This is a genomic window from Vibrio sp. La 4.2.2, assembly GCF_027586995.1.
Taxonomy (GTDB): domain Bacteria; phylum Pseudomonadota; class Gammaproteobacteria; order Enterobacterales; family Vibrionaceae; genus Vibrio; species Vibrio mediterranei.
Map to the genome: position 1 here is coordinate 333,189 of NZ_JAPPTJ010000005.1, position 13,592 is coordinate 346,780.

General features: G+C 45.0%; 13 protein-coding genes. 2 read left to right on the forward strand and 11 right to left on the reverse strand.

Annotated elements, in window-relative coordinates:
• Positions 1-124 precede the first annotated feature (124 nt).
• The 7 genes from OH456_RS13500 to OH456_RS13530 all read right to left on the reverse strand — a co-directional run bounded on the left by OH456_RS13500 (position 125) and on the right by OH456_RS13530 (position 9,181).
• Positions 125-1,186, reverse strand: coding sequence for a glycosyltransferase family 4 protein (locus OH456_RS13500; protein WP_198558038.1), 1,062 nt, complete (start codon positions 1,184-1,186; stop codon positions 125-127).
• The gene (locus OH456_RS13505; RefSeq protein WP_006074405.1) at positions 1,176-2,663 is read right to left on the reverse strand and encodes a sigma-54-dependent transcriptional regulator; all 1,488 of its coding nucleotides are present in this window, start codon (positions 2,661-2,663) and stop codon (positions 1,176-1,178) included. The genes OH456_RS13500 and OH456_RS13505 overlap by 11 nt, the downstream gene beginning before the upstream one ends.
• A gap of 112 nt (positions 2,664-2,775) precedes the next feature.
• Positions 2,776-3,492: a CpsD/CapB family tyrosine-protein kinase gene (locus OH456_RS13510; RefSeq protein ID WP_252038177.1), complete on the reverse strand. Its 717-nt coding sequence runs from the start codon at positions 3,490-3,492 to the stop codon at positions 2,776-2,778.
• Positions 3,492-5,594 (reverse strand): SLBB domain-containing protein, encoded by a 2,103-nt coding sequence (locus OH456_RS13515; protein WP_006074407.1) that lies wholly within the window; start codon positions 5,592-5,594, stop codon positions 3,492-3,494. The genes OH456_RS13510 and OH456_RS13515 overlap by 1 nt, the downstream gene beginning before the upstream one ends.
• The gene (locus OH456_RS13520; protein ID WP_006074408.1) at positions 5,594-6,421 is read right to left on the reverse strand and encodes an OmpA family protein; all 828 of its coding nucleotides are present in this window, start codon (positions 6,419-6,421) and stop codon (positions 5,594-5,596) included. Before OH456_RS13520 ends, OH456_RS13515 begins: the two co-directional genes overlap by 1 nt.
• A gap of 43 nt (positions 6,422-6,464) precedes the next feature.
• On the reverse strand, positions 6,465-6,797 hold the full coding sequence (locus tag OH456_RS13525) for an STAS domain-containing protein (RefSeq protein ID WP_006074409.1): 333 nt from the start codon (positions 6,795-6,797) through the stop codon (positions 6,465-6,467).
• Between the two features lie 167 nt (positions 6,798-6,964).
• Entirely contained in the window at positions 6,965-9,181 is a 2,217-nt protein-coding gene (locus OH456_RS13530; protein WP_270033663.1) for a YgiQ family radical SAM protein, read from the reverse strand.
• A 152-nt stretch (positions 9,182-9,333) separates the two neighbouring features.
• Between OH456_RS13530 and OH456_RS13535 the strand changes: the two genes are divergently transcribed.
• Both OH456_RS13535 and OH456_RS13540 read left to right on the forward strand, forming a co-directional pair.
• Positions 9,334-10,017, forward strand: coding sequence for a hypothetical protein (locus OH456_RS13535; protein ID WP_038225976.1), 684 nt, complete (start codon positions 9,334-9,336; stop codon positions 10,015-10,017).
• A gap of 77 nt (positions 10,018-10,094) precedes the next feature.
• The gene (locus OH456_RS13540) at positions 10,095-10,295 is read left to right on the forward strand and encodes a DUF4250 domain-containing protein (protein WP_006074412.1); all 201 of its coding nucleotides are present in this window, start codon (positions 10,095-10,097) and stop codon (positions 10,293-10,295) included.
• An 81-nt stretch (positions 10,296-10,376) separates the two neighbouring features.
• Here OH456_RS13540 and OH456_RS13545 read toward each other — a convergent pair whose 3' ends face one another.
• The 4 genes from OH456_RS13545 to OH456_RS13560 form a co-directional block, all read right to left on the reverse strand.
• Positions 10,377-10,865 carry a YchJ family metal-binding protein gene (locus OH456_RS13545; protein ID WP_124939954.1) on the reverse strand — a complete coding sequence of 163 codons (489 nt, stop codon included), beginning with the start codon at positions 10,863-10,865 and terminating at the stop codon, positions 10,377-10,379.
• Positions 10,866-10,877: 12 nt separating this feature from the next.
• On the reverse strand, positions 10,878-12,110 hold the full coding sequence (locus OH456_RS13550) for an EAL and HDOD domain-containing protein (protein WP_270033726.1): 1,233 nt from the start codon (positions 12,108-12,110) through the stop codon (positions 10,878-10,880).
• A 98-nt stretch (positions 12,111-12,208) separates the two neighbouring features.
• A complete protein-coding gene (gene lpxH, locus OH456_RS13555) occupies positions 12,209-12,934 on the reverse strand; it encodes a UDP-2,3-diacylglucosamine diphosphatase (protein WP_038222973.1) in 726 nt (241 codons plus the stop codon).
• Between the two features lie 37 nt (positions 12,935-12,971).
• Positions 12,972-13,466 carry a peptidylprolyl isomerase gene (locus OH456_RS13560; RefSeq protein WP_006074416.1) on the reverse strand — a complete coding sequence of 165 codons (495 nt, stop codon included), beginning with the start codon at positions 13,464-13,466 and terminating at the stop codon, positions 12,972-12,974.
• Positions 13,467-13,592 lie beyond the last annotated feature (126 nt).

The window sequence follows — 13,592 nt, forward strand, 5'->3', positions numbered from 1 at the left end:
GTAAGATGCCACGTTACTAACTCTTTATATTACAAATAGTTAAGGATAAAACTCTTCAGGTGCGGTTGTACTTGATAATGGAATTCTCAATATAGGAATCACAATGACAGCTTAATGATAGGTGTTACTGGGTTACGGCATCGCCAAAACCATAAATGGAGAGTACTTGGGGAATGATGACTTTGGTGGAGTAGTTCTGTTCTATCGTTTGTTGCGCGTTAAGCTTTACTTGCGCTTTTTCAGCGGGGGAGAGTGAAAACCAGTGCTTTAGCGCGTCATACATCTCCTGGTTACTGTCAACGATCCATCCATTGATCCCCGAGTCTATCATGCTAGGCAGTTCGCCCAGTTTAAAGCTAATAAGTGGAATGCCACGAGACATCGCCTCTAACGCAGCCATAGGCAGCCCTTCATACTTCGAGGTGATGAGTAATACATCGATGTCAGGCCATACACGGGCCATCTCTTTTTGGTGGCCATGGAAAGTGACGTTAGGTGAATTGTGTTGTTTTAACTCTAGCTCCATATCACCAGAGCCATAAACATGAAAGGCATTGCGAGGAAACCGATTTGCGATATCTAGAAAAGTGTCTGGGCCTTTTTCTGGACTTAATCGCCCTACGAACGCTACGTTTTGATTTGTGGATTCAAGAAACTCAGTTTGTGGGACAAAGTTATTGACCAGTACACTAGAATAAGGAACTTTCCCTTGGATCGCGCGACTTACACAAATCCGCTTATGACTGACTATGGCACTGACTCGATCTACAGCGTCGTACCAGCGAACTTTTCCGATCGGTGTTTCACCAGCATGAAAAGTCGATACTATGTTAATTGCAGATGTCGCGCCGCAAAGGCGAGATAAGCGAAGTAGTATGTTCGCTTTGTAGCCATGTGCATGAATAACAGTGGGTTTTTGGTTTTGCGAAGCCGCTTTGTCAATGGCTTTGTTTAGCCTCAGCCAAATAGAGTGTTGCGGATAGTCGACATCCAATATAGTGGTATCAATATTAGCGGTTTGAAGCTGCGCAATGAGTGGCGGCGTAGGTTTATGCGACGTTAAAAATACAACTTTTACGTTTTGCTTAAAGGCAATCAAGCCTTTTGCTAGCTCAAGGACGTGCGTCTCTATACCGCCAAAAGTACTACTGTCTAACAGTAGCCAAACCCGCTTGCTACGAGGCACTGTCTTCTGCCTCCCAAGCTTGTTTTTTTCGGTAGACAGTGGATGGGCTTAACTCTAGAAGCACGGCCGCATTGAGCACATTGCCATCACAAAAATCGATAGCCTGCTGTATGGTTTCTCGCTCAACCTGCCACATAGGACGAATGTTAGGTGTTCTAGGCTCAGTATCGCTGTCAGGCTGAGGTTGCACGGCGGCCATTTGGACCGTCTCTACCATATTGTGGTCAACGGTGTTTTCTGGCGTTGGATGTTGTACCACTGAGAGAAGACTTTGTGGGGTGCTAGGACGAACAACTGTTGCTGGTCTTGTTTGGACCATTTCGGCGGGCAGATGATTAACGCCCAAAGATTTGTCATCGTTAAGAACCACAATGTTACGTATTACGTTTTGCAACTGTCGAACGTTCCCAGGCCAGTCATATCGTTTGAGATAACGCTGTGCTTCTTTGGAAATAGATTCAAAACGGCGTTTATCTTGCTTCGCGTAACCTTTCAAGAAGTGTTCTGCCAGAGTGACGATGTCACGGTCTCGCTCACGCAGTGGCGGCATATGAATTGGAACTACATGTACGCGATAATAAAGGTCTTCACGGAAACGACCTTCTTTTACTTCAGCTAATGGGTCACGGTTCGTCGCGCAAATAATGCGAACATCTACTTTTTGTTCTTTGGTTGCACCTAGTGGTGTAAACGTGCCAGTTTGCAAAAAGCGCAGAAGTTTCTTCTGCATTTCTAAGTCCATTTCGCACAATTCGTCCAGGAACAAAGTACCGCCGTGTGCAAGTGACGCAGCGCCCTTACGATCCGTTGTCGCCCCTGTAAATGCGCCTTTGACATGTCCAAAAACTTCGCTTTCCATTAAATCTTTAGGAATAGCGCCACAGTTTATGGCAATAAAAGGCTGCTCTCGACGTTCGCTTTCGTTGTGAATGGCGTTGGCGCAAACCTCTTTACCGGTGCCACTTTCACCAATAATAAACACGCTGGCGTTGGTATCCGCTACTGCATCGATAATTTTGTATACACCTTGCATGGGAATACTGGCGCCAATAAAATCATGAAATCGTTCACGTTCCATCTGCTGTTGAATATCATCGAGCATAGTTTCCAATTGAACTTGCTTTAGATGAATGTTGACGGACGTTTTTAAGCGGTCAGCTCGAATTGGTTTTTCAAGGAAGTCTTTCGCGCCTTTTTGAATAAGCTTGACGGCAGTATCTACACTGCCATGTGCGGTAGCGACGATAACCGGAATCTGCAGGTTTTTTTCTTCCATCCATTCAAGGATCTCGTCTCCCTGCATATCGGGCAATTGCAGATCTAGGATTATCAATGAAGGCAAGGTTCGTTCTAACAGACGCTTTGCTTCCGCGCCGGTAGCCACATGCAATAATTCGTAGGGCTCGTTCTGCAAAAACTGTTTATAAAGTACTGCGAGTGAAGAAGAGTCTTCAATAAGGAGCACTTTCGGTGTCATATTTACTTCCTTGTTTAATATCACTGCTGATTAAAGGATAGTACAAATAACGACGATTTTTAGTAAATTACTGTCTAACGCGCTGAATATAAAGAATTTGCGCAAGAGAGTGTCAAATAGGCAACGACAGGAATCTATTGCTGACCACTTTCTTCTTAGCCCACGATGTTATTTTGGAAGGTAACCAACCCAGACGATCAATCTCGCGGCAAATCTCACTTGCTAGTGAAGGTTGATCCCGGTAGTTAAGTACGGTTCCCAATAAGTGGGTGTGGGTACCTTCTTGTAATGCCTGAACTGCATCGGCTACTTGGTTGGTGAGCGTGACCCCGCTTAGCACAACCAAATAAGTACCATCACATGCGTTAGCGACACAGTGCGCTGGGATGTTGTTTTGATTAACGTTGAGGATAGGTGACGTATCAATAACCACTCGATCGTATTGAGTTAGCCATTCTGCAACTTGTTGCCTTAAGTTGGTTGGGTCCTTATACAACAAACGAGTTCGTGGGTCGCTAGGTGCGGATACCCCAAGAAACACTTTTGGGGAGTGTTTATCTTGCACCCAGTGGCTGTTCTTCGGCGTGAGTTCTGATGAAAGAGAGGGAACATCAGACAGTTCTATGCTCATCAGACTTGGGTGGTATAGATTGAGGTCGACCAACAGTGTTTTATGACCAGCAAGAAGGTAGCGCTCAGTCAAAGCTTGCGCTATCGAAGAGGTGCCTTCTTGGCTGTTGCAGGCTGTAATACTGATTGAGCGGCATTGCTTCAATTCTGCATTGAGATAAAGCTCTTCAATTTCAGCATGAGTCGCGGGAATAGACATTATAGCGCTCCTATTACAGCGATCGTCGAGACGATCCTGAAGATATCGGTTAAGCCCAGTCGAGCTTGTTCTGCAAAGCTATTACGGCGGTCCGGGATATAAATAGTATCGCCTGCGCGAATCACGGGTAACATTTTGATATCAGCAGTTTTACTGAACTCCACCAGATCAAAGGTTCTTGCTTGTCCTTGGCAGCAAGACATGTTGACGACGCTAATCTTCTCTACATAAGCTCTATCACTTGGTCCTCCTGCCTCTGCTAAAACGTCAAGAATTGTCATATTGTCGTTAAACACGTATCGTCCGGGGTTATTGACAGCACCTAATATGCGAATGGTTTTCTCTTTAGGCGTATCTAACCAGTTACGGTTTTTCTCTGGGACATAAATCGTATCTCCGCGCTTAACCAGTGGAATAATGGACTCATCACCGGTCTCAAAGTAAAGCGAGAGATTGAGCTTGCTTACTTTCGAATAAGGCTTGTCTCGGTGAGTCACGCGAATGTTGTGAATGTCCGCGTCTTTAGTTGGTCCGTCTGCCGCAGATAAAATATCAAGAAAATGCATATCGTCCGTGAATCGATAACGGCCCGGAGCATTGACTTGGCCAAACACGTAGATGGAGGCATCGGAGCTTTGTCTTACCCACTGAGCTTTGTTATCTGATGGATCTTGTGGTAAATCATGAACACGGACAATAGCGCCAGCTGAAATGTAAGGCAGCTCTGATTGAGGAGCCCCTCGTTTTATGAAGGCATCAAGATCAAACACCACCATTTTATTGCCGTTAGCGACTTCGATTTTTGAGGTGTCTGCGCGGCCGCTTGGACCTCCAACATGCGCCAGTAAGTCCATCAGATCCATTTCATCTGACCATTCAATTCGGCCAGGTCGAACTACTTCACCGATTACGTTGACTGCTCGGTCTGGGGATACTTTAAGCCACGATTTCTCGTTGATATCGGTTTTCTCTGGTACAAAGATAGCGTCACCAGGCTCTATTTTTGGTGCTTGACTGCCTTTTAGACCTTCGGTGTACGCCGTCATATCAAAAGGGACTACTCGGCCATCGGACTTTATTACGCGAATCTGTCTAGACTCTGCAAATCGTGTTGGGCCTCCGGCATTGGCAAGGATATCCATAAAGGTCGCGCCTTTTTTACCTTCAAAAGCACCGGGAGCGGCTACTTCACCCATGACATACACGGTATTGGAGCCGGATTTAATTTCCTCTTCTTGTTTGGGAACAAAAATCGTCGCTCCGGCTTGCAGAGGAGGTAACAAGGAAACATCACCACTGTCTAAATAGCGTTTTAAGTTGAATAGTGTAGGGGTGTTATTGCTGATTACTCGAATTTGCTCCACGCTCGCATAACGCGTAACGCCGCCTGCTCGCATCAGCACGTCTACTAGGTCGCTATTCGATTTATAGGAGAAGGAGCCAGGTGCATTCACTTCACCAAATACTTTAATGGCTTGGCGTGAGTCGGCACTATCACCCGAATCAGCAAGTTTAGCCGGGTCAAACTCTTGTTCAATATTACCGACTAATGGGGAAGCTGGTACAAATAAGGTGTCCAAAGATTGCAGGGCTGGGAGGTTTTTGTCATCACCAGTATCAAGGAATCGCTTGTAGTCGAATTCCTGTCTATCTGCACCTCGTTTTAGCAACATTTTGTTTAACTGGGCTCCGGAGCGCAGTCCGCCAGCGGCGTGCAATGCCATTTGGACATTTGAGTTGTAGGGAAGCGTATATTCTCCTGGTGAGGCAACATAGCCTTGCACTGAAATTAGAATTTGCCGTTCTGCGACATAAACTTGGACGTTTGAGGTGTCACGAAAAACTTTATCAAGCGCACCCTTTACCGCCGTGGTGAGCTGTTCTTCGTTATAGCCGGCAACGAATACAGGGCCTACTTCTGGTAGTGTAATTCGACCACGTTTATCAACCTGAAATCCCCTATTTAAGCTCGATTCGCCAGGCAAATCGACTTGAATGAGGTCGCCGACTTGTACCTGCTTCTCGTTAGCTAGGGAAAGTGGTGCAAATAAGGCGAAGAGAACAGTTACGCATAGTAGTACTATTACTTTAGCTTGGTTCATCACAACGCTCCTTGAGTGGCATTGCTATTTTTATCCGCGATGACTTCAATGCTGACTCTTCGGTTGGTAAGTCGAACTCCCGGGCTGTCACCCTCGTAGAGAGGCAGTTCTTCACCAAGTGAGTGTGTTTCGATACGACCAGGAGCTAGGCCAAATATAGTTAGGTAACGCTTAACTTGCTGCGCACGTCCTTTCGCAATCTTTTCATTGTATTCGGTACCTCCGGTAGCATCGGCGTGTCCGGTAACAGAAAGGCGAATGGTAGGATGTTGCTTAAGGATGTTTGCTGCTTCCGCGAGATGACCCATGTATTTGGGATTAACTTCGACAGAGTTGTACGCGAACTGGTTATCGACATTAAGAAGTTGGTAGACACGCTTAACCACTTGCATTAGATCATCAAAATCCTTGCCTTTGAGAGGGGGCGCACATGTCGCCTCATTCAATACGTAGTCGAGACGCAACTCCAAATCATTGAGCTTTTTACGTTGAATGACGATGTCGTTAGCAGCGTCAATCCATAGGCCGCCCTCTAACTCTCTTGCGATGCGATTTTGTTTTTCTTGTGCCTGAAGAACGGCAGCGGGGAAGCACCATTGTGCTCCTTCTTCAATCAAGGAATCTAGGTGCAGCGCGGCTAGCTTCCAGTCAAATCGCAAACCGTGCTCAGGTCCCAAGGGTTCATCTGGCATCACTGGTGAAAAATCAGAACCTGCATAGTTCTCGGCAATACCACCTGTTCCCTCATCTGGGTAGCTTGTACAAGCTAAAAGGAGATATGCCGAGAGACAGGTAATGCATAGCTTTACACCCGTTTTTACGTCCATGTAGTTACCACCTATTCTGCCAACAAATTAGTATAATTATGTGTTACAGGTATTCGTTACTCGCATGCGTGTTCACAGGAATTGCCTGACCAATTCGAAGCAACTGTATGATTTGTAGCGGTTGTCCCGTTACGTTCTCTAATCGCATTTTGCGTTCGCGTTCAACTAGACGCTTATATAGATAAACAATAGCACCGATGCCTGAAGAATCCATAAAGCGGACTTGACTTAGGTCAACCTCTATCTCTTGGTGCCAATCATTGTGGATAATGTCATCGATTTGAGGCTGTGCTTCACGGCTTCCTCGAGCATCAAAATCACCATATAGTTCTAGTTTCAAAGTGTGGTTGTTGGTCTCTGCTCTTAGTAGTTCCATCTTGCTGTCCTTATCAAGGGGAGTGTGTTTCGAGTAACAGAGCACGGACTGTGCCAAACTTATAAATATAAATAATTCAATGACTTATTTGCATGCAATAGAGTCTGTCGCAAAATAAAAAAAGCGCTTCTCAAATTGAGAGGCGCTTTTTTATATTGACGTTAGGCTTAACGAGGTCGTCGTTTAGGGCTTCTGGATGGTTTCCCATTGCCAGATGGTTGCCCAGACTTTTTCTTAGGTTTCGAACCTTTACCTGAGTTTCTTTGGCTGTCAGTTCTGATATCTGGTTGACCTTTAGTATGTTTGGTCGCGAATCTGTTTGCACCGTGTCGACCTGACTTTCTTCGTTGGGCTGGCGTCTTAGCATCAAGATCTTCTGCAGGGACTAAACAGCCCGGTTTGTCACCGATCAAGTACTGCTTGCTCATGCTCGTTAACGCTTCTCGGAGCAAAGGCCAGTTTGCTGGGTCATGATAACGTAACAGCGCTTTATGCAACCGACGTTGACGATCTCCTTTAGCAACAGGCACATCCTCACGTTTTTTATACTTCACACGCTTGAGTGGGTTGGTCTCTGAGTAATACATTGATGTGGCATTACACATCGGTGATGGATAGAAGTTCTGAACCTGATCACATTCGTAGTTGTTCTTTTTCAACCACAACGCGAGGTTCAACATATCTTCATCTTCAGTGCCAGGGTGCGCAGAGATAAAGTAAGGAATGAGGTATTGTTTTTTACCAGCCTCTTCACTGTACTTTTGGAACATCTCCTTGAAGCGGTCGTAAGTTCCCATACCCGGTTTCATCATTAAGTCGAGCGGATTCTTCTCGGTATGCTCAGGAGCAATCTTCAAATAACCACCGACGTGATGCGTAACAAGCTCTTTCACATATTCCGGTGATTCTATTGCCAAGTCGTAGCGGACACCCGATGCAATCATCACCTTTTTGACCCCTTTAACTTTGCGAGCTGCACGATAAAGGTCAATAGTGTGTTTGTGGTCAGTATTGAGCTTGTTACAGATGCCAGGGAAGACGCAAGAAGGACGACGACAGTTGGCTTCTGCTTTTGGATCTGAACAGCCAAGACGATACATGTTAGCTGTTGGACCACCTAGATCAGAAATCGTACCCGTGAAGCCTGGAACTTTATCGCGAATCTCTTCAAGTTCGTTAAGAATTGAGTCTTGCGAACGGTTTTGAATAATGCGGCCTTCATGCTCAGTAATCGAACAGAATGAGCAGCCACCAAAACAGCCACGCATGATGTTCACAGAAGTCTTGATCATGTCATAGGCAGGAATCTTGGCCTTACCGTACATAGGATGTGGTACACGTGCATAAGGTAGACCGAATACGTAATCCATCTCTTCGGTAGAAAGTGGGATTGGTGCTTGGTTTACCCAAAGCTCACGATTACCGTGCTTTTGAATCAAAGCACGCCCCGAATAAGGGTTTGTTTCCAGATGCATGACACGACTGGCGTGCGCGTACAAAATACGGTCGTTGTTAAGCTTCTCGTACGGTGGCAGTCTCACTGCCGTTGTTTTTGCATCATGACGAGAAGGGCGAATCGTAATTGGCTTAGCTTCAGGCTCTTTCTTTTGTGTATCGCAATTTGATTCTACTTCGTACGGGTTTTGAGGCACGAACGCTTTACCCGGCTTTTCAATGCGAGAAGAATCAATAATCGTGTAGTTTTCTGGTTCTGCAGGAAGATTAACAGCAGTCCCGCGAATATTGGTCATGTTGCTAACAGTTTCTCCATCAGCAAGACGGTGTGCGACCTCAACTAAGGCACGCTCGGCATTACCAAATAGCAAAATATCCGCTTTAGCATCAAATAACACAGAGCGGCGAACTTTATCAGACCAATAATCATAGTGCGCAATTCGGCGCAAACTCGCTTCTATACCACCCAATACAATGGGGGTCTCTTTGTAAGCTTCACGACAACGCTGAGAATAGACAAGTGTTGCACGATCGGGTCTTTTTCCACCTTCGTTATTCGGCGTGTACGCGTCATCGTGACGTAGCTTACGATCGGCAGTATAGCGGTTTATCATCGAGTCCATGTTACCTGCAGTAATACCGAAAAACAGATTCGGTTGACCAAGCTTCATGAAGTCATTCTTGTTGCTCCAATCTGGTTGGGCAATAATGCCAACGCGAAAGCCCTGCGCTTCTAATAAGCGTCCGATGATCGCCATGCCAAAACTAGGGTGATCGACGTAGGCATCACCAGTAACAATGATGATGTCGCAGCTGTCCCAACCAAGGGCATCCATTTCTTTTCTGCTAGTTGGCAGAAAACGAGCCACACCGAAGCACTCGGCCCAGTATTTTTTATGCTCATGGATTGGGGAAACGTCGTTGTACATATTTTAACCTCTAGTTTTGGAGGCGGGCATTATATACCCCTACGTTGATGACTTCAAAGCCCAAAGAAATTGTGGTTTTTCAATGTGAATAGCATTCGAGGGTTACCTGATATATTATCAGCGCCATCAATTACCACTTTGAATGTCAAACCATGATTACCGCTGTTTTAACCCTTCTAGCGCCTGCTTTAACGGTAGCTCTGCTTATCCTGACCCTAATACTGGCAAAAGGTGATATTTGCCCTGGTCAACGCGGACGTATCCACAAGTTGTTTCCAGCTATCGGAATTTTGTGGTTAGCAATCGCATCATTAAAAGTTGAGGCGTTTCTTGTGGTATTCGCGGTGTTTTACTTCTATTCCCAAGTTAAAACTGGCAAAACGCGAGAGAAAGGCCCTTTTTGGGTAGTGCATTTAGCCAATGGTTTCAGTATTGCGTTTGCGGGTATCATTGTTGCTCAACAGCCAAATTTAGCTCAGTCTCTTTCTCTAGTCTGTTCTGGCCTACTGCTAGGTACGGCTTTTGCTCACCTGCTTTTGACTATCGCGAGAACCCGCTTACAGGCGTTTCATCGTATTTTGCCTGTCTCTGGGGTGATCTTTTCAATGCTTCTTGCGGTGAGCTTTGTCGTAAATGCTTACCAGTGGGAACCAGAAATCGTGACTCAATACACGTCTGCTGTGGTTAGTTCATTGGTGATGCTGGTGGTCGGAATAGTTATCTGGAGTTGGCACATCATTCGTCATAGCACGCCAACCAAAGGTCAATTGACGATCGCTTTTCTTAGTTTAATGGTTACTAACGTCGGGTTGTTGCAACTCTATTGGCTGGCGTAATCTGCCACTTAGGTCACTTTCTATTTTACTAATTAAGGCTAGTCTTTAAAGGCTAGCTTTTTTTATGGAGTACGATTATGGATTTAAGTAACGTGAGCCGTTTTGATAGCATTATCTTATTGGGCATCGTTAATGAAAAGCTTCGCTTAGAATGTGATTCGTTCGAAGAGCTTGTTAGCATGTACGAAATGGATGTAGAAGGGGTCGTTGGCAAGCTAGATATGCTGGGCTATCAATATGATCCTTTAACCAATCAGTTTAAAGCGTATGAACGCTAACTCTAGTTCAGCGGTCAGTCGTAGCGAATCCAATGTATGAAATAAGGGAAAGTGAGTTGATTCGCTTTCCCTTATGATCCTCTATCCGCAGCACTTTTTGTATTTCTTGCCGCTGCCACACACGCATGGATCGTTTCTGCCGACCTTGAGCGCTTGCGTGGTGAGTGGGCGAGGCGGAATAGAATCGTCTAACTCGCCATCGATGTAATACCATTGATCGTCTTCAAAAATGAAGCGAGATCGTTCGGTAAGACAATATTCAAAGCCGTCCTCTTCAAGATAAGCTTCAAAAGACACGAAACCTTCATGCTCATTCGTTCCGCTCTCAGTACCGGTAACCTTGAGCTTGGTCCAATTGCTATTAATTGAATCAGCGATTGAACTGCGTTCGGCTTCGGCATCGCAGCTAGGGTGATAGGTGGCGACAACAAAGTCGACATTTTTTGTCTTATGAGCACTAAACCGAGCGCGCATAAGCTGTTCAGGCTTGTTCGCCTTGCGAACGTCTTGGTGTATTGGTAGGCAGCACGACTCAAACGGTGCATCGTTACCGCAATAGCATGATGTCATAAAAAATCCAAGTTAAGCGTGGGTGTGATATTCCGTTTCGATCGCTAATAGATCTTCGGTCCATTTGATGGCTTCATCGTAATACTTAGCTAACATCTCGTCATTAAGAGCAAGTTTATCTCTGCAGGCAATCACCGTCGTCCAGTCTGCCGCTTCATAAGCTTTCACCAAGGTTAAGAGTTTTCCAAGTGTGCCTCGTTTGGTCACAAGGGCACTTTTAACCAGATTATCAATTGGCATCTTTTGAACCAACTCTTCTAGAGGTTGATCGAATAACGAGTCAAGTAATGAGAACATGCCAGTCAGAAAACCCAATCCATCATCCAAGTTGGTGTTCATATCATTAAGCAATAATTCACAAAAACGGGCGCGCTGAATCGATAAGCTATATAAGCTGTCAGGCTTATCATCTTGCGTTGAAGTGATTGCGACTAACGAAATGAACTTTCTCAGGCGATCTTCGCCGAGATAGACCAGAGCTTGTTTAAATGACTTTATCTCTGCTCGTATCAGGTAAGAGGCGTTAACAAATGTGAGCAGCTTATATGAAAGCGTGACATCTAGAGAGATAAGTCGCTCAAGCTCATCGTAATTGATATTTGGGTTTGAAATCTCTTTACAAAGCTGAACTACAGTCAAAAAGGAAGGTTTGATCTGTTTTCTTCTTATCAGCTGAGGACGGCTAAAAAAGTAGCCCTGAAACTGGGTGAAACCAACTTGCTTTGCGAGTTCAAACTCTTCATAGGTTTCAACCTTTTCCGCAAGAAACACGATGTTTTGATCCTTGAGGCGCTCGATCAGAGTCTCAGCTTTCGACAAAGAATATTGGCGAATGTCGATCTTGATAATCGAAGTATACGGCAAGAATGGTAGCCATTCTTTACGTGGCACAAAGTCATCAAGTGCAATGGTATAGCCTGCTTTCGACATCTTCTTTATCGCGGCGAGGAGTTCCGCAGTGGGCTCGCAACTCTCTAAGATTTCGATCACCAAGTTATCTTTAGGGAATAGAGTAGGGACCAAATTCACTAAACTCTGGTACGGAAAGTTAACAAAACCTAGCTTATCACCAATAGTACTATAGTGAGTTGCAAGGAAGTGCTCAGAAAGGAGACGGTTTGTCGCCAGTTCTGGATCGATATCTGGAAAGGTATTGTTCGGCCCGTCTCTAAATAGCAACTCATAGCCAACAGTCTTCTGTTCGCTATTTAAAATGGGTTGCCGAGCAATGTAGGAGTATTTCAAATTTTGCATCGTGATCTCAAAAACGTTGGACTATCTTAACGTTTTATTGCAGTCCTTGACTAATTATATGTCGAATTTTCTGCGGTTTGGCTCATGCTTTAAGCAAAACGGCGTACTTCTAAATGTTGCGACTCTGGTGTACAAACCAAAACAGATCCTTGTTGGTACCAGTCACCAAGTACGATGCGTGTGTAAGGCTTATTATCAACCTCGAATTGGTGAATATTAGGTCGGTGTGTATGACCATGAATCATCAAGTCGGTTCCGCATTGTTTCATCAGTGTTTCCACTTCTGATTGAGTGACATCCATGATATCGAGCGATTTTTGCGCCTTTACATCACGAATATCGCCTTGGATTTTATTTACGATATGCTGTCTTGTAAAGAATGGAAGCCGATTAAATATCCACTGCAGCCAAGGCATATGAACCTTGGCTCTGAATGCTTGATACTTGTGATCTTCAGTGCATAACGTATCGCCGTGAAGGATCACGGTTTTGCGACCATAAAGATCGATCACGCTATGTTCATCGAGTAGTTTTATCCCTGTTTCTTTGCAAAAACGTCTGTTAAGCAAAAAATCACGATTTCCCTGGATGAAATAGCAGGAGACACCTGATTGAGTGAGAGTTTTGAATTCGGCTTTGATCGCTTGAGCAAAATCAGAGGGGTCATCATCGCCAATCCAAAATTCAAACAGATCGCCTAACACATAGAGTGCTTCTGCGTGAACTGCTTCTTCGCGCATAAACTTAACGAAACAATCCGTTATTTGGGGCTGAGAGGGAGAAAGATGAAGGTCGGAAATAAATAGTGTAGTCATAGTTGAGTTAGGGAGGGCAATGCCCTCCCTCGAACGATTATTCGTGAATCGTAGTACCAGTGATGATGACCTCTTCTAGTGGTACGTCTTGGTGCATACCCATCGAGCCTGTGCTCACGCCTTTGATCTTGTTGACGATGTCCATGCCCTCAACAACTTCACCAAATACACAGTAACCCCAACCATCTAGGCTTTCTGAGCGGAAGTCTAAGAAAGTGTTGTCGTTTACGTTGATGAAGAATTGAGAACTAGCAGAATGTGGTTCCATTGTACGAGCCATTGCTAAAGTGCCTACTTTGTTGCTCAGGCCATTGTTAGCTTCGTTTTTAATTGGCGCGCGAGTTGCCTTTTCTTTAAGGCCAGACGTCATGCCGCCACCTTGAATCATGAAACCATCGATAACACGGTGAAATAGTGTGTTGTCGTAAAAACCATCGCGGCAGTACTGAGCAAAGTTAGCACTCGTTTCTGGTGCTTTTTCTTCATTTAGCTGAATCTTAACGTCGCCGAAATTAGTATGAAGGGTGATCATGATGAATACCTATTCTGTGTTTTTATGTTAGAGACAACGATTCTAGCCTAACTGCTGTCACAAGCAAACGTCGAAATCCGGTTATCTGGCATTATTGAGCTCGTTTTTATGCTGACTCGATTGGAG